This window comes from Protofrankia sp. Cas3, from assembly GCF_963555955.1.
Taxonomy (GTDB): Bacteria; Actinomycetota; Actinomycetes; order Frankiales; family Frankiaceae; genus Protofrankia.
This window is the reverse complement of record NZ_CAUVXP010000048.1, coordinates 19,340-35,555: the sequence shown is the minus strand read 5'-3', so window position 1 is coordinate 35,555 and position 16,216 is coordinate 19,340. Positions and strand designations below refer to the sequence as shown.

Annotated in this window: 16 protein-coding genes; 12 read left to right on the top strand and 4 right to left on the bottom strand. The window is 67.9% G+C overall.

The genetic code is table 11. The features are described 5' to 3' along the window. From U9983_RS11575 to U9983_RS11565, 3 genes are all read left to right on the top strand, one after another. Positions 1-1,158, top strand: a 1,158-nt coding sequence (locus tag U9983_RS11575) for an extracellular solute-binding protein (protein WP_322754008.1), incomplete at its 5' end; no start/stop codon positions are given. Between the two features lie 217 nt (positions 1,159-1,375). After that, on the top strand, positions 1,376-2,506 hold the full coding sequence (locus U9983_RS11570) for an ABC transporter ATP-binding protein (protein WP_322754012.1): 1,131 nt from the start codon (positions 1,376-1,378) through the stop codon (positions 2,504-2,506). Between the two features lie 401 nt (positions 2,507-2,907). Further along, complete coding sequence (locus U9983_RS11565; protein WP_322754011.1) at positions 2,908-4,260, top strand: transcriptional regulator; 1,353 nt, start codon at positions 2,908-2,910, stop codon at positions 4,258-4,260. A gap of 69 nt (positions 4,261-4,329) precedes the next feature. On the opposite strand, the gene U9983_RS11560 is transcribed toward U9983_RS11565, so the two are convergent. Both U9983_RS11560 and U9983_RS11555 read right to left on the bottom strand, forming a co-directional pair. Continuing rightward, positions 4,330-5,583 carry a folate-binding protein gene (locus U9983_RS11560; RefSeq protein ID WP_322754007.1) on the bottom strand — a complete coding sequence of 418 codons (1,254 nt, stop codon included), beginning with the start codon at positions 5,581-5,583 and terminating at the stop codon, positions 4,330-4,332. 7 nt (positions 5,584-5,590) lie between these two features. Then, complete coding sequence (locus U9983_RS11555; RefSeq protein WP_322754006.1) at positions 5,591-6,040, bottom strand: Fur family transcriptional regulator; 450 nt, start codon at positions 6,038-6,040, stop codon at positions 5,591-5,593. A 520-nt stretch (positions 6,041-6,560) separates the two neighbouring features. On the opposite strand from U9983_RS11555, the gene U9983_RS11550 reads away from it, so the two are divergent. Beyond that, the gene (locus tag U9983_RS11550) at positions 6,561-7,295 is read left to right on the top strand and encodes a phosphoglyceromutase (RefSeq protein ID WP_322754005.1); all 735 of its coding nucleotides are present in this window, start codon (positions 6,561-6,563) and stop codon (positions 7,293-7,295) included. 121 nt (positions 7,296-7,416) lie between these two features. On the opposite strand, the gene phoU is transcribed toward U9983_RS11550, so the two are convergent. Continuing rightward, the gene (phoU, locus tag U9983_RS11545; RefSeq protein ID WP_322750067.1) at positions 7,417-8,058 is read right to left on the bottom strand and encodes a phosphate signaling complex protein PhoU; all 642 of its coding nucleotides are present in this window, start codon (positions 8,056-8,058) and stop codon (positions 7,417-7,419) included. Between the two features lie 464 nt (positions 8,059-8,522). On the opposite strand from phoU, the gene U9983_RS11540 reads away from it, so the two are divergent. Together U9983_RS11540 and U9983_RS11535 are read left to right on the top strand one after the other, a co-directional pair. Then, positions 8,523-9,737: a sensor histidine kinase gene (locus tag U9983_RS11540; RefSeq protein ID WP_322754010.1), complete on the top strand. Its 1,215-nt coding sequence runs from the start codon at positions 8,523-8,525 to the stop codon at positions 9,735-9,737. Positions 9,738-9,740: 3 nt separating this feature from the next. After that, positions 9,741-10,421: a response regulator transcription factor gene (locus U9983_RS11535; protein WP_322750065.1), complete on the top strand. Its 681-nt coding sequence runs from the start codon at positions 9,741-9,743 to the stop codon at positions 10,419-10,421. A gap of 61 nt (positions 10,422-10,482) precedes the next feature. On the opposite strand, the gene U9983_RS11530 is transcribed toward U9983_RS11535, so the two are convergent. After that, a complete protein-coding gene (locus tag U9983_RS11530; RefSeq protein ID WP_322754004.1) occupies positions 10,483-10,944 on the bottom strand; it encodes a hypothetical protein in 462 nt (153 codons plus the stop codon). Between U9983_RS11530 and U9983_RS11525 the strand changes: the two genes are divergently transcribed. The 6 genes from U9983_RS11525 (at position 10,903) to U9983_RS11500 (ending at position 16,073) form a co-directional block, all read left to right on the top strand. Next, positions 10,903-11,835, top strand: a complete 933-nt coding sequence (locus U9983_RS11525; RefSeq protein WP_322754003.1) for a Ppx/GppA phosphatase family protein — start codon at positions 10,903-10,905, stop codon at positions 11,833-11,835. The genes U9983_RS11530 and U9983_RS11525 overlap by 42 nt on opposite strands. A gap of 214 nt (positions 11,836-12,049) precedes the next feature. Beyond that, positions 12,050-13,027, top strand: a complete 978-nt coding sequence (locus U9983_RS11520) for a sugar phosphate isomerase/epimerase family protein (protein WP_416210648.1) — start codon at positions 12,050-12,052, stop codon at positions 13,025-13,027. A 160-nt stretch (positions 13,028-13,187) separates the two neighbouring features. Further along, complete coding sequence (locus tag U9983_RS11515) at positions 13,188-13,991, top strand: class I SAM-dependent methyltransferase (protein WP_322754001.1); 804 nt, start codon at positions 13,188-13,190, stop codon at positions 13,989-13,991. An 18-nt stretch (positions 13,992-14,009) separates the two neighbouring features. Further along, entirely contained in the window at positions 14,010-14,966 is a 957-nt protein-coding gene (locus U9983_RS11510) for a proline dehydrogenase family protein (protein WP_416211365.1), read from the top strand. Positions 14,967-15,020: 54 nt separating this feature from the next. Continuing rightward, the gene (proC, locus tag U9983_RS11505) at positions 15,021-15,818 is read left to right on the top strand and encodes a pyrroline-5-carboxylate reductase (RefSeq protein WP_322753999.1); all 798 of its coding nucleotides are present in this window, start codon (positions 15,021-15,023) and stop codon (positions 15,816-15,818) included. Positions 15,819-15,974: 156 nt separating this feature from the next. Beyond that, positions 15,975-16,073: a 30S ribosomal protein bS22 gene (locus U9983_RS11500; protein ID WP_003948845.1), complete on the top strand. Its 99-nt coding sequence runs from the start codon at positions 15,975-15,977 to the stop codon at positions 16,071-16,073. Positions 16,074-16,216: the final 143 nt, after the last annotated feature.

Sequence of the window (16,216 nt, the reverse complement as noted above, 5' to 3'; positions counted from 1 at the left end):
CTGCGGATGACCGTCAGCGGCCCGCTCAACGACACGGCCAAGTCCGGCAAGGCATATATGGAGAAAGCCCATCCGGGCCTGACCGTTGAGATCACGTCGACTGCGACCACCTACACCCAGATTGTCCAGCAGATCAGCGCCGACACCTCGGCCGGGCGCAAGACCGACCTTGCGGTGGCCGGGTTTGACCTGCTGCCCACCTACGTCGAGCAGCTCGACGCGCAGGAGCTGGCGCCGCGTTTGTTGCGCGCCTCCTACGACCAGCGGTTCACGACTCTGGGCAAGGTCGGCACCCAGCTGTACGCCGTTCCCCAGCAGGTGTCCGTCCCCGTTCTGCTCTACAACACCGAAATGCTCGCCAAGGCCGGCGTGGATCCGAAATCCCTGGCCGACACCGGCGGTGTGATCGCCGCAGCCGACAAGATCAAGGCTGCGCTGCCGGGCGTCCAGCCGATCGACCTGCCCACCGGGGATCAGTTCGGCCAGTGGTTCCTCAACACGATTGCCGGCTCGAAGGGCGCGAACATCCAGAACGCGGAAGGCCGGCCGAACTTCACCACCGACGCCGCTCGTGCCGCCGCCGGCTTCCTGGCCAAGGTCGGCAGCTACGGGCCGCAGTCGAAGACACCGACCGATGCCCTGGTCCGGTTCGGTTTCGGTAAGCAGACCGCCATGGCCGGGGCGAGCATCAACTCGGTTGTGCCGGGGCTACGGGAACTTGACCAGCAGGGCAAGGGCCCTTTTCCGCTCGGAGTGGCGCCGATCCCGGTCCTGCCGGGCGGCACACAGCACCCGGTGGCCGGTGGCAACGGTCTCGTGGTGCTCGCAACCGATCGTTGCCAGAATGAGATGGCCACCGAACTGATGGTGTCGCTGCTCGCTCCGGACGTGGTCGCAGCCGGTGTGGAGGCGCTGAGCTACCTACCTGTCGACATTGAAGCCGCCAACCGGCTGGTACCGCTCTACCAGCAGTTTCCGCAGCTCGTACCCTTCAACGCAATGGTGGACTCACTCGTTCGGGCGCCCTACTGGACCGGGACGCGTGGTGGTGAAGTACCCGCGCTTGCGTCGGATGAGGTCCAGAAGATCATGATGGGTGCGGATCCGGCGGCGACCCTGACCGAGTTGCAGAGCCAGGCGGAGAATCTCACCCAATGACCGTCCGCATCCACCGTTGGCGGCGCTGTCTCCCGCGATCGCTCGCTCGCCAGCTCGCCCACCGGCCGGCTCACCAGGTCGCTCACCTGCCGGCTCACCAGGTCGCTCACCTGCCGGATCACCTGCCGGATCAGCGGTTGTCGCCGGGAAGACGACCGTGAGTGGATCGTTGGTTGAGCCTGGTACGGGCAGGGGGAGGCTCGCGGGTGATCCCGGCGTGACGGCGGCTGGGGCTGGGGCTGGGGCCGCCGCCGCCGGGTCCGGGGTCCGCATCGAGGTGGACGGGGTCAGCCGGACCTTCGGCGCCGTCCGTGCGCTCGACGCAGTAAGCCTGTCAGTGGAGCCGGGGGAGATCGTGGCCCTACTCGGGCCATCTGGATCCGGGAAGTCGACGCTGCTGCGGATCTGCGCCGGTCTTGAGGCGCCGACCGCCGGTGACCTGCGGTTTGGCGGCATCAGCCAGGGTGGTGTCGCACCGCACCAGCGCGACGCCTCGATGGTGTTTCAGCATTTTGCGCTCTACCCGCACCTGACCGCGCTTGACAACCTCGTGCTGGCGCTGAGGTACGGGCGCGGGATGTCGAAGTCGGCGGCCCGGGCGCGGGCCCGCGAAACGTTGGAGATGCTTACCATCGGCGATCTGGCGGGCCGTCGGCCGGCACGGTTGTCAGGCGGCCAGCGGCAGCGGGTTGCCATCGGGCGGGCGTTGGCCACCCGGGCGAAGGTTGTCCTGCTCGATGAACCCATGTCGGGGCTTGATGCGCAACTGCGGGTTGAGCTTCGGGTGGAGATCGTGGCCCTGCTGCGTGGCCTGGGGTCGACCGCGCTGTTCGTCACCCATGACCAGGCCGAAGCCATGGCGGTTGGTGATCGGGTCGCCGTACTCAATCGTGGACGCCTCGAGCAGATCGGCACTCCGGACGAGATCTATGACCGGCCGGCCACGCGGTTCGTTGCCACCTTCGTCGGTGGCCCGCCGATGAATGTCTGCGATGGCACCTGGGTGGACGCAACGCTGCGCGGCAGGGGTTTTGTCGTTCCCGCGCCGGCCGGTGCGGTGGCGGTGGGTGTCAGGCCGGAGCATCTGCACCTGGCCGGGCCGGGCGAGGCTGGGGATCGCGCCGGTAGCGCCACGGGTCGGGAAGACGCCTTCCGGATCGGCGGCGAGGTGGTCGTGGTCGAACGCCTCGGCGCGGATCGTTCGGTGTACGTCCGGACCGAGGCCGGCATGCTCGCGGTCCGGCTCGGCGCCGATCACCTGACTCCCGGTGGCAAACAGGTGACGCTTGGCGCGTCGTTCGAGTCGTTGATTTTCTTCGACCAGGATGGGTGCCTCCTGTCGTCCTGACCGCGGTAGTCGGCACGTTCATACCGTGATTGTGTAGTATATCCGGTTCTGGGTGCTTGTGTGCAGTTCGGCGACTGCCTGCATTGAGCGATCGGTGAGGCACAATGCGTGTGATCTCGTTGTAGTCCACGCTCCGCCACCGTCCAAGAGTGACGGTACGATCTTTTTGATCGCTTGCTTGATAGCAAGCTGTTGGGCGGATGGCGGTGGTATCGGAGGCTTGATGGGGTGTAGATGCGGTCAATGTTGCGAACACCGTGCATTCGGCGTGGTTGTGCGCGTCCTGTTGCCTCCAAGTGACCCGTGTGCACGCATCGCGCCGAAGTAGTCACTGTACGAAAGAGGCCGTGCCACCTACTGTTGTTCACTGCTCACCAATTGCGACTCGAAGGAGGCGGATGATGTTGACCGACGGTGCCGGTGCCTGCACCCACCCGCTCGCGTTCGTCCGAGCGCAGCGTGGCTGGTCCTACCAGAGGCTGGCCCGGGTGGTGGCGCGTCGAGCGCGCGACCTGGGGGTGGCCAACATGGCGGCGGAGCGCCAGAAGGTCTGGCGTTGGGAACACCGCGGCGTGGTGCCCGATCGGGTGTCACAGCTCGCTCTCGCCGCCGAACTCGGCGTCCCGTCGGAGAAGGTCGAGGCCCATCCATGGCCCGCCTGGCTGCCGACCGGTGATGTTGTACGTACCGACTACCCCTGGAGCGGCGCGGGCAGCCTGACGTCCATGATTGATGTTGTCGAGGACGCCCTGACTGACCGTCGTGGATTTCTGACCATCACCGGAGCCGGCGTGGCTGCCCTGGCCGGCGAGTGGTTGAACCTCGAGCCTTCCCGGCTCGCTGCGGCGCTGGGCGGCGGGCCGGTGGACGCGCAGATCGTCAACCGCATCGAACACAACATCCCCGGGTTACGTCTGATGGACGATCGGCTTGGTGGTGAAAGTGTCCGGCGGCTGGTGGACGCCGAACTCGGCGTGGTCACCGATCTGCTGGCGCGGGGTTCGTACACGGAGAAGATCGGGGAACGGCTCCAGCTGCTGGCGGCCGAACTTGCCCGGGTGGCGGGCTGGGCGTCGTTCGACGCCGGCTACCACACCAGCGCCCAGCGGTACTGGATTGCGGCCCTGCACGCCGCCCATGCAGCCGGGGACCGCCTGGTCGGCGCGAACATCATGAAAAACATGTCGCTGCAGTGCGTTGACTTCGACCGCCCGCGGGAGGCAGTGGAGCTGGCGAATGCAGCGGTCGCCAGTAGCGGCGGCATCAGCGGACGGGCGGGCGCGATGTTCCAGATGAGGCTTGCGCGCGCCTATGCGGCATTGGGGGAGCCGGGCGAATGCTCCCGGGCGCTCGTGCGCTGTGAGGCCGCTTTCGAACGGGCGACCCCGCAGGACCCGGCCTGGGCGGGGATGTTCGACGAGGGGTCGTACGCCGCACAGATCGGAATCTGCTACATCGACCTCGGCCGGCTGCCTCAGGCCGACCGGTGGCTGTCCCAGGCACTGGCCCTGCATCCTGCCGTCCACGCCCGCGATCACGCCACCTATCTGCTACGTTATGCAGCTGTTCAGATCGATCTGGGTAACCTCGACTACGGCTGCACGCTGGTCCGCGAGGTCGCGCCGCTACTGGAAGCCACCCGGTCGCAGCGCAACGGGCGGCGGGCCGAGGATGTGCGTCGGCGTCTGCGTCGATATGCCTCCGATCCGCAGGTACGTGAGGTAGATCAGCTTCTCGCCGTCCGTCCGGCCTGAACCCGACCGGGTAGGTTGCTAGTCACTGAGAGTGGCTAGCAACAGGGCGGGTAGTCAGGCTGGTCGCTCTTAACCTGTACCTGTAGGCCGACCTGCCGGACGGACCGGCTGCTGCGGCCCGCTGGCCGGGTCGATGGACGCAGCGACTTCGCCTGTCTCCGGATCGTTGAGCACAAGTGCGGCGTCGTCTGCGACGTTGCGCTTGACGAGGGCCAGCGCAACCGGACCGAGCTCTGCGTGCATGGCTGAGGTGCCGACGAACCCCACCACCCGACCATCGACAGTTACCGGTATGCCTCGGGTGACCGTGCTGCCGTCGAGGTGCAGCAGCACCATGCGCCGCGGCGGGCGCCCCAGGTTGTGTACCCGGGCGACGGTTTCCTGGCCCCGGTAGCACCCCTTGTTGAGATGGACGGCCGTGGACAGCCAGCCGACTTCGTGCGGGATTGTCCGGTGGTCCGTGTCGGTGCCCAGGCGAGGCCGACGGTCGGCGACCCGCAGCGCTTCGAACGTGGACACGCCGGCCAGCGTCACTCCGGTTGACTGCAACCGTTCGACCGTCGCGGTCAGCTCCCGTCGCGGGATCAACAGGTCGACACCGTGGGGCATCGCACGGACGAGCGTCCCGGCCACATCCGGATCCTGATGGCCGGTCGCCGCCAACGGGTACAGCCCCAGCGCCAGTTGGTCGCCGTCATCACCGGAGGCCTCCGCCCCGCCACCGGCCCCGCCGCCCGGCTGTGGGAGCGGGTGGTCGAGCGGGCCGAGGGCGGTGGTCACGGCATCCACCGCGGCCGGACCGAGCACCGAGAGGACGGACCGAGCACCGGTGGCGTCCGTGGGCTCCACCCGGAGCAGGAACCTCATCGACGCGAGGTAGGCCAGTAGCGCGCCGGTGGTGCCCGGTTCAACATCCAGCCAGGTGGTCGTGCCGTCGTCCGCGATCATCAGATGATGTTCGACATGGCCGTGTGGGGACAGCACCAACGCCTCACTGCCGCGCATCGCCGGCAGCGTATCGAGGTGTTGGGATGTGATGCTGTGCAGCCAGGACAGGCGGTCCGGACCGGTGATGCGGATGACCCCGCGATGCGAGCGGTCGACGACCGCCGCGCCGCGTTCGGCCTCGCGCTGTTCGCGCAGTGGGTCCCCGTAGTGGTCGGCCACCCCGAGGTCGGGTCCGGTGGCGGGCACGGCACCGGGGACGTCCAGCAACGGAGAGCGGTAGTGGATGTCATCACCCGGATCGTTGGACGTTTGCGTTTCAGCGTCGGGCAGGCGCGCGGTGTCGGTTACGGGCGCGGTGGTGGCGTCGGCGGTCATGGACGGTTCAACCAGCTTTCGGGTCTGCGCAGTCCACACATCGGCCCGTGAGCGCTACGTGGCTGACGTCCACCGCGAAACCGAAGCGATCCCGCAGGGCCACGACCAGGTCGGACAGCACGGTCGGGGAGACTTCCTGGACGGCCCCGCAGGCCCCGCAGACGAGGTGAACGTGATCTTCGGCACCGGCGGCGTGATAGGTAGGCGCGCCGTGCCCGAGGTGGGCATGCGAAACGAGTTTGAGCTTCTCGAGAAGCTCCAGCGTCCGGTACACCGTCGAGATGTTGACCCCACCCGCTGTGCGGCGGACCTCCGTGACGATGTCCTCCGGGGTGGCGTGACCGAGCCGGGCGACCGCCTCCAGGACGAGCTGGCGTTGCGGCGTGAGACGGTAGCCGCGAGATCGCAGCTGCGTCTGCCAGCTGCCCCGCGGCCCACCCTCGACGTCCACCGCCATGGACCGAGTGTAGCTGGCCTGGGGTGGCACGGTTATGCCGCTGCCGACGCCACCCGCCGGCGCCCACCCGCCGGGCCCGCTTGCGGGCAGGGCACTACTGCGGTGGAAAAGCGGTTGCGGAGCACGCCGGGGCGAACGTAGCGTTGTCTGCACACGAGAAGGGAGGTGGTCCAGTTTTGTGTGATAAACGGACTCGTGAGGTGACTGTCCGCTAGCCGGTCTCGTGGTCCTCACCCGGCCGGGTGACCTGCGGGCACCGGCACCGGCGAGAACCAGACAGGCACCAGGCCCCCGAGCGTCGTCGCTGGTCCCGACGGCTCGTCATCCCGAACATGGGTTGATGGAACCGCTCGGGGGCTCCTGTTTGTGCTGGACCCGGCGTGTCCAGAGCGGGTGGACCCGGCCTTGCGTGACAAAGGGGCGCAGGCTGCGGGTCGTCCCGGCCGGGTTAGGGGTCCGCGGGTGCGCGTCGCGTCGATCCGACCACATGCGACGCCCGGGTTGCGGCAGGATCGAAGGCATGCCGACGCTCGTCCTGCTCCGCCACGGCGAGAGCACGTGGAACCGTGAGAACCTGTTCACCGGCTGGGTGGATGTAGATCTTTCTGACAAGGGTGTCACAGAGGCGACCCGCGGCGGCGAGCTCCTGCGCGACTGCGGCCTGCTGCCCGACGTGGTCCACACCTCGCTGCTGGTGCGCGCGATCCGCACCGCCTGGATCGCCTTGGATGCCGCCGGACGCACCTGGATCCCGGTCCGCCGTTCGTGGCGCCTCAACGAGCGCCACTACGGGGGCCTGCAGGGCCTGGACAAGGCCGAGACGCTCGGGAAGTACGGCGAGGAGCAGTTCATGCTCTGGCGCCGTTCCTATGACACGCCGCCGCCGCCGATCGGGCCTGACCAGGCCAGCGGGGTGGACGAGCGGTACGCCGGCCTGCCGCCGGACGTGATTCCGACAACCGAGTGTCTGCGCGACGTCGTGACGCGAATGCTGCCGTACTGGTACGACGCGATCGTGCCCGACCTGCGGGCCGGGCAGGTCGTGCTCGTCGCAGCCCACGGCAACTCGCTGCGCGCGCTGGTGAAGCATCTGGACGGGATCAGCGACGCCGACATCGCCGGTATGAACATTCCCACCGGTATTCCGTTGCGGTACGAGTTGGACGACGATCTACGGGTCGTGAGTTCGGCGTACCTCGACCCGGCGGCAGCGGCGACGGCCGCCGCTGCCGTGGCGGCGCAGGGAAAGAAGTAACGACTGGTGCCTGCGGATGTGCCGCCGAGGCCGGGCGGCACATCCGGATGGCGCGTCCCGGGCCCGGCGCCTCATCCGCTGCCGGTCGGTGATCTCGGTCCGGTGATCTCGGCCCGGTGATCTAGACCTTGTCGCCGGTTACGAGGTAGATCACCCGATGGGCGACCGAGACCGCATGGTCGGCGTAACGCTCGTAGAAGCGACCGCACAGGGTGATGTCGATCGCAGCCTCCATGCCGTAGGTCCACTCGGTTTCCAGCAGTACGTGGAAGAGCTTGCGGTGCAGGGCGTCCATGGAGTCGTCGTCGCTCTCCAGCTCCTTGGCGAGGGCGGCATCGTGGCCCGCGATGACCGACCCTGCCTTGGCCACGATCCGCTGCGCCACCTGACCCATCTCCAGGATGGTCGAGTTCAGCTCCGGCGGGATGGCGCGTCCCGGGTAACGCCGTCGGGCCACCTTGGCCACGTGTAGTGCAAGATCGCCCATGCGCTCGAGGTCTGCGACGATGCGTAGCGTCGTGACTATGAGTCGTAGGTCGGTGGCCACTGGCTGCTGGCGCGCCATTATCTCGAAGGATCTCTCCTCGATCTCGTTACGGAGAAGATCCACGGTCTCGTCGGCTGTGATCACGCCTTCGGCCAGCTGTAGATCGGCATCGAGAAGCGCGGTTGTCGCTCGCGCCATCGCGGAGGCGACCAGATTGGTCATCTCCACAAGTGACGAGTTGATGCTCTCAAGATCGTCGTGGAAGGCGTCCCGCACGGACGGCTCCTTCGTGTTCGTGGCGGTTGTCGGCCCATTTGATCACGGCAGGGACGGGTCTCGTGGTGGTTACCACGTACCCGCCGCCCCCAGCGCTACGGGTCGATATCGGCGGTCCGGAAGGATCCCGCCGCCCAAAGCCTCGAAACATGTCGCGAGGTACCGCGAGGCGGCGGTGGCTTCCCGAACAACGTGCGGTCCCGACCGCTGCGCCACCCTGCCGTGATCAAACGATCGTCGGTGCTGCTCGCCCCCTGGTGAACAGATCACGTGAGCCGAATGAACTCCTGGTGACGATCGGTTCTGGTTCGGTTGATACACGCGCAGGCTACGGTTGGCCACCTACGATTCGGCCCGTGGGTGACGGTGTGGGTGAGCGAGGGCCCGGGTTCGTGCTTCGCCCGGATTCGTCCAACCCGGGGTTGCGTTCCGCTCCGGAGCGGCCTGGTACCCGGTCCGCAGCGATGGCCTCTGGTTCGGTGACCCCTGCTTCGGCGACCGCTGGAGCGGCAGCCCCACAGCCGGCCCTGCCGTCCCGGCTCATCCGGCGCCTGGTCGACGGCCTGCCATCCGGGTTGGTCGTGCTGGACGCGGACGGTGCCGTGGTGCTGGCCAACCCGGCTGCCCGGACCATGGGTGTGATTGACGCCGGCCGCCTGGCTCTCGACGAGCTGACTGATCTGGTCGGACAGACCCGCGCGGACGGCGTCGACCGTGACCGCCAGCTCGGTCTGCCACCGCGTCCGGAGCCGCCGCTGACCCGTCCGCGTCCTGATCAGGAGGCGTTCGCCGTGCGGGCTCGCACCCTGCGCCTCGGTTCGGACGGCCACGTGGCCGTGATCCTCGACGACGTCACCGAGGCCCGCCGGGTGGAGGCGGTCCGCCGGGACTTCGTGGCCAATGTCAGTCATGAGCTCAAGACCCCGGTCGGCGCACTCCATGTGCTAGCCGAGGCGGTTGCCGTCGCCAGCGACGACCCGGTTGCCGTCCGGCGTTTCGCCTCTCGGATGACGCGTGAGTCCTCCAGGCTTGCGCGTCTCGTCCAGGAGATCATCGACCTGTCCCGGCTGCAGGGTGCGGACCCGATGCCCGACCTGCGCCCGGTCCTGGTCTCGGCGGTGCTGGCCGAGGCGCTGGACCGTACCCGGCTGACCGCTTCGGCCCGCGAGATCACCATTGCGGTGATCGGTGACAGCGACTTCGCCGTCAGCGGGGATGAGGGGCAGCTCGCAACGGCGTTGGCGAATCTGCTCGACAACGCCGTGAGCTACTCGCCGACGGGCACCCGAGTGGTCATCGGGGTTCGACGGGCAGGCGACACGGTGGAGCTGTCTGTCGCCGACGAAGGTATCGGGATCGCCGAACGGGACCTGGAGCGCGTGTTCGAACGCTTCTACCGTGCCGACCCGGCGCGTTCCCGCCAGACGGGGGGCACGGGGCTCGGGCTCGCGATCGTCAAGCACGTCGCGACGAACCACGGGGGAAGCGTCAGTGTGTGGAGTTCCGAAGGTGCCGGGTCGACCTTCACGATCAGATTGCCCCTGTTGCGGGCCGGCGCCGATGTCGGTGGCGAAATCGAGGTAGATGGCGATATGGATACCGATGCGGACACCGATACCGATACCGATACCGATGCGGATGCCGAGCGTGAAAACGACAGTGATGACGAAGGAGTGTGAAGGGTGACCCGCCTTCTGGTCGTGGAGGACGAGGAGTCGTTCTCGGACGCGTTGTCGTTCATGCTTGAACGGGAGGGGTTCGAGGTCGCGGTCGCCACCGACGGGCCGGCCGCGCTGGCCGAGTTCGAGCGGCACGGCGCTGATCTCGTTCTGCTGGACCTGATGTTGCCCGGGCTGTCCGGAACGGAGGTCTGCCGGGCGCTGCGCCAGCAGTCGGCCGTTCCGGTGATCATGCTGACGGCTCGTGACAGTGAGATTGACAAGGTCGTCGGCCTGGAACTGGGTGCTGACGACTACGTCACCAAACCGTTCTCCGCCCGTGAGCTGGTCGCCCGGATCCGCGCGGTACTCCGCCGCCGCGGCGAGGCCGAGGAACGCATCACCGCGACGCTGGAGGCCGGCCCGGTCCGGATGGATGTCGAACGGCACGTGGTCACGGTCGACGGGGCCGCTGTCCCGCTGCCGCTGAAGGAGTTCGAGCTGCTGGAGATGTTCCTGCGTAATGCGGGTCGGGTTCTCACCCGCGGCCAGCTGATCGACCGCGTGTGGGGGTCGGACTACGTCGGGGACACCAAGACCCTCGACGTCCATGTCAAGCGGCTACGGACGAAGATCGAGGACGAGCCGGGCAATCCGCGCCACCTGGTGACTGTCCGAGGGCTGGGTTACAAGTTCGAACCCTGATCATTGTCGTATCGTGGGTGAGGCGGGGCGGGTCCAAGATCTTCTATGCCACGTACGGTGGTCAGCGCACGAAGCGTGCCTCGGTGCGCTGCCGGTGCGCTGCCGGAACCGCGGACAGGCCCGAACGCCGGCCGTGGCTGACGGGCGCGGTCGCCGTCACCGGGGTTCCGTCCCGGCCGGGCAGGTCCGCGAGCCGGTGAGTGGACATGTCCGCCGGGAACGTCCATGCGTCCCGCCACCGACAATCGACAGGAGTGGATGCGAACGTGGTGAAGCTGCTGCGGTCAGCACAGAGCGGCCGGTCGGCCGCTACGTCGTGTGACTGCGTGCCGGGTCGGTGAAGCCGGCTGTCGGTAGTCAGCCGGAGGCTGATCCGGGCGCGGTGGGTCGGCAGGCCACGGGTCGGCAGGCCACGGGCCAGCGGGCAACGGATCGGCAGGCCAACGGACAGGCAGCCGTGCAGCGTGTCGCGGTCGGTCGGATGCGCCTCGGCGTGATCGACATCGGGTCGAACACGGTTCATCTGCTGGTCGTCGACGCGCACGTCGGCGGCCAACCATTGCCGGCCGCGAGCGTGAAGGTTCCGCTGCGGCTGGTAGAGCTCCTCGACGACGATGGCGCCTTGTCCGCCGCGGGCGAGCGGACACTGACCGAGTGCATCATTCAGATGCGTGGCCGTGCTGACGACCTCGGTGTGGACGACCTGGTGGCGTTCGCCACATCGGCTCTGCGTGACGCCACCAACAGCGAGGACGTCCTGGCCCGGCTGCGAACGGCGAGCGGTGTCGCGCTTGCCGTCCTGCCGGGCGAGGATGAGGCGCGCCTGACCTTCCTGGCGGTCCGGCGCTGGTTCGGGTGGAGCGCCGGGCGCCTGCTCGCGCTCGACATCGGTGGCGGATCACTGGAGATCGCAGCCGGGTTGCATGAGGATCCCGACGTGGTGTCATCCCTACCGCTGGGGGCGAGTCGACTGACTCGTGACTGGTTCACCAACGACCCACCCAAACGGTCAGAGGTCGCGGCCCTGCGACGGTACGTCCGGGCGCACATCGCACCGGTGGTGTCGAACCTGTATGTGGTCGGCGAGCCCACGCGGGCGGTGGCGACGTCGAAGACCTTCCGGTCACTGGCTCGTATCGCCGGTGCCGAGCCGTACAGTCGTGGTCCCTACGTTCGCAGGGTCCTGCGCCAGGATGCGCTGCGTGAGATTTCCAACCGGCTGTGCAAGATGTCCGCGGCGCAGCGGTGCGGTCTGCCGGGGGTGTCGGCTGATCGCGCGGGCCAGCTCGCCGCGGGGTCCGTCGTCGCCGCCGAAGCTCTTGAACTGCTCAATCTGAGCGAGGTGGAGATCTGCCCGTGGGCGCTTCGGGAGGGAGTCATTCTGCGTAGGCTGGACTGGTTGACCTCTGCCTGATCTGATCGCGGGCGATGAAGGCTGGCGGCCCCGTTCGTGCGAGATGCGCGGGCGTGCGGCGGTCGGGTCCCGGGTATTTCCCGGATATGTATTTCTCGGACATCTGCGGGCCGTTTCGGGGGACCTGGTGGATGACTACCGGGGTCCTGGAGACCCGATGACGGGCACGGGAGGTGTCAGTGAAGATCGAGCGGGCGCGCCCTACTCTGGAGAGATGTCCGAGGCGTCAACCCCAGCGCCGCGACTCGGGGACGCCGAGGCCGCGGACAACGGTGTGCAGAGCCCGCGTGGGCCCGCGCGGGGCTTTGCCGTGTCCTCCCGCGGCACGACATACCCGACCTTGATCGCTCCTCGTCGAGCCGATCGGACCACCGCGCGAGTCCCTTCGGCGAAGGTCGCCCTGTCGACCGCGTCGACCTACCCCGAATCGACGGCGGCCGCCTTTGAGATGGCTGCGCGGCTGGGGTACGACGGAGTCGAGATCATGGTGTTGACGGATCCGGTAAGCCAGGATCCGGAGGCTCTGCGGCGGCTTGTCGATTATCACGGTATTCCGATTCTCGCCATCCATTCCCCGTGCCTGCTGTTGACTCAGCGCGTATGGGGAGCCGAACCCTGGGCGAAGTTGCAGCGGGCCCGTACGGTCGCCGAAGCGCTACGGGCGCAGACCGTCGTCGTCCATCCGCCGTTCCGCTGGCAGCGTGATTTTGCCCGCGATTTTGTCGAGGGCATCGAAAGAATGAGGGATGAGACAGCCGTCCGCTTCGCGGTCGAGAACATGTTCCCGTTGCGCGCGCGGGGGCGGGAGATTTCCGCGTACGCCCCGGACTGGTCGCCGGTGGGCGATGACTACCGGCATGTCACCCTTGATCTTTCGCATACCAGCGTTTCGCGCTCCGACGCGTTGGCGATGGCGGACGAACTGGGTGAACGACTCGTCCACGTTCACATGGCCGACGGGATCGGGCTGGCCAAGGACGAGCACCTTGTGCCCGGACGCGGCAACCAGCCGTGTGCCGACCTGCTGGAGAGACTGGCGGCTCGAGGATTCGACGGCACCGTCGTTGTAGAGATCAACACGAGGCGGGCGGAGTCCCGAGCCCAGCGGGAGGCGGATCTCGCCGAGGCGTTGGCGTTCACCCGGCTCAACCTCGCGGCCGCGCCTGCGACCGTGAGCGGCCGGATGCCCTGACGGCGCCGGGTCGCACCGAGCTGCCTGCCGATTTGCCTGGTGATCGGCCTGGTGATCGGACAGAAAATCTGAGACAGGTGCTGAAACAGGCTCCAGAACTGACACCCGCAGTTTGCGAAGGTGGCATCGCGACGTTCCGGGGTGGTGTCACCATGCTCCGGTGAGCGCCAGGTCGCTGTTTGATCCGTTGGTGGACGCCTACGATGCCGCGCGGCCGTCCTATCCCCATCGGCTGTTCGTGGATCTGGAGTGGTTGGCCGGACGCGAGCTTGCCGGCGCCGACATCATCGAGGTCGGCGCCGGAACCGGCATCGCCACCCGGGCGCTGCTGGACCGTGGGGCCCGGGTGATCCCAGTGGATCACAGCCCGGGGATGCTCGGTCGCCTGTGCGAGCGCACGCCCGGGCTTGGCGCGGTGCGCGCCGACGGGGAAGCCCTGCCGTTCGCCGACGCCGTGGCCGACTTCGTCTGCTACGCGCAGGCCTGGCACTGGGTCCAGGTACCGGTGGCCGCGGCCGAGGCCGCGCGGGTGCTGCGGCCCGGCGGCGCGCTCGCCGTCTGGTGGAACGACGTCGACGGTGCGGACCTGCGCTGGTGGGAACGCCAGCAGCAGCGGCTGGAGGCGATGAGTCCGGGCTACCAGCGGGACCACCGGCTGCGTCCGTGGGCGGACGAGTTGCGCTGGACGGGTCTGTTCGCCGAGGTTGTGACGGTGTCCGGCCGGTGGAGCCGGACGCTTGCGGTGGAGGCGTACGAGCTGTGGCTGCGGTCGAAATCGTACGTCCAGGCGACCGGGGACAGGCTGGAGGACTTTCTGGCCGCTGAGCGGCGGTCCCTGCTCAAGGCGTTCCCTGACGGAATGATCACCGAACCGTTTCACACGGTGCTGGTCGTCGCCCGCATCGGTTCGCCGGGTGAGGACGTTGTCAGCGCGCCGCCGACGGCCACCCTGCGGGATCCTTGAGTGGTGCTGCGTACCGCGATGCTGCGAACGATGGTGCTGGCCGCGTCGGGTGATCCTCATGTCCGGCGGCTCGTGTCGACCAGCCCGGTGACCCACGCCGTGGTCAACCGGTTCGTCGCGGGCGAGGACGTTCCCGCCGGGGTCAGGGTCGCCGGCGGCCTGTGCGACGTTGGCCTGCGGGTGTCCCTGGACGTTCTCGGTGAGGACACGATCGATCGGCAGCGTGCCCACGAGTCCGCCGCGACCTACCGTGACCTGCTGCGGGCACTTGCCGATGCGGGTCTCACCCCGGCCAGCGAGGTGTCGGTCAAGCTCTCCTCGTTCGGCCAGGCGTTTGACGCGCCCCTGGCCCGCGAGCTCGCGCTCGGGGTGTGCCAGGCGGCCCGGGAGGCGGGCACCTGCGTCACGGTGGACATGGAGGACCACACCACCACCGACGCGACGTTGACCGAGGTGGCCGAGCTGCGCCGGGAGTTCGACGAGACCGGTGCCGTCGTCCAGGCGTATCTGCGGCGCACCGAGGCGGACTGCCGTGATCTCGCTGGTGCCGGCGGCCGGGTGCGACTGTGCAAGGGCGCGTATGCCGAGCCACTCTCGGTTGCCTACGCTCGTCGGGCCGAGGTGGACGCCTCGTACGCGCGGTGTCTGGCGATCCTGATGGCGGGCCGGGGCTATCCCATGGTCGCCACCCATGATCCTGCGTTGGTTGACCTGGCCGGTCGGCTCGCCGGGGCGGTTGCAGGGTCGGGAACCGATCTGGTAGCTCTGGATCCGGGTCATGCCCGACGGTCGTTCGAGTATCAGATGCTCTTCGGCGTCCGGCCGGGCGAGCAGCGGCGTCTCGCCGGGGCAGGCGAGGTGGTGCGGGTCTACGTACCGTGTGGGCGGGAGTGGTACGCCTACCTGATGCGGCGGCTGGCTGAGCGCCCAGCCAACCTGCTGTTCTTCCTGCGCGCGCTGCGGTCATCCCGGTGACGTCGGTGCTGTGACAGTCGGTGCGGTGAGATCAGGTCCAGCGAAGGGACGTTCATGACGGTCGCGATCCTCGGCACCGGCAAACTCGGTGAGGCACTGTTGGCGGGAATGCTCCGTTCGGGTCATGATCCGGACGGCCTCTTCGTGACGGCTCGGCGTTCCGAGCGCGCCGAGGAGCTGTCCGCCCGTCACGGGGTCGAGGCGCTGTCGAACCCGGCCGCGGCCGCCCGGGCGGATGTGCTGATACTCACAGTCAAGCCGCAGGACATGACCGGTCTGGTAACTGAGATTGCCGGCGTTGTCACCTCGGACCACCTCGTCGTCTCGTTGGCCGCTGGCATCACCACGTCCTACCTGGAGCACCGGCTCGCCACGGGCACACCGGTTGTGCGGGTGATGACGAACACGCCGGTTCTCGTGGACGAGGCGATGTCGGTGATCTCGGCGGGTGCCCACGCGGGCGAGGAGCACCTGCGGCGCACAGAGGATCTGCTGACGCCGGTCGGCACGGTCATCCGCGTGCCCGAGTCGCAGCAGGATGCCGTGACCGCGTTGTCGGGCAGCGGCCCGGCCTACTTCTTCTACTTGGTCGAGGCGATGATCGACGCAGGCATCCTGCTGGGTATTCCGCGGGCTGTCGCCGCCCAGCTCCTGGTCCAGACCGCGGTCGGTGCCGCTGTGATGCTACGCGACTCCGGTGAGCATCCGGTGCTGTTACGCGAGGCTGTCACGTCCCCGGCCGGGACGACGATCAACGCGATCCGGGAGCTGGAGAAGCACGGGGTCAGGGCTGCGTTGCTGGCCGCGATCGAGGCGGCCCGGGACCGGTCCCGTGAACTTGCCTCCGGTTAATGGATATTGGTCGATGCGAGCGATGATCCAGAAAGTGGCCTGTCTGGCCGGCTCCCCGAGCGGTTCGGCGGGAGGATGCGGCGAGTACAGGTCCGGGAGCGGGTAGGCTCAGCCGATAGTCCGTTCGGCTTTCCCTCATACAGATCGGTCGGGTTCGTGGGTTCGGTTATCAAGAAACGTCGTAAGCGTATGGCCAAGAAGAAGCACCGTAAGCTCCTCAAGCGCACCCGCGTTCAGCGACGTAACAAGAAGTAGTCGCACGACTACCATGTGACACTCTCGTTTTCCTCCTGCGCTCCGGAGACTGCGGCCTCCGGGCGCGCGATCTGACGATCGTCGCGCGCCCTTTGGCCCTCCAGGGTGTCGAGGTGTTCCGTGTGTTCCGGACGGAAAATTGA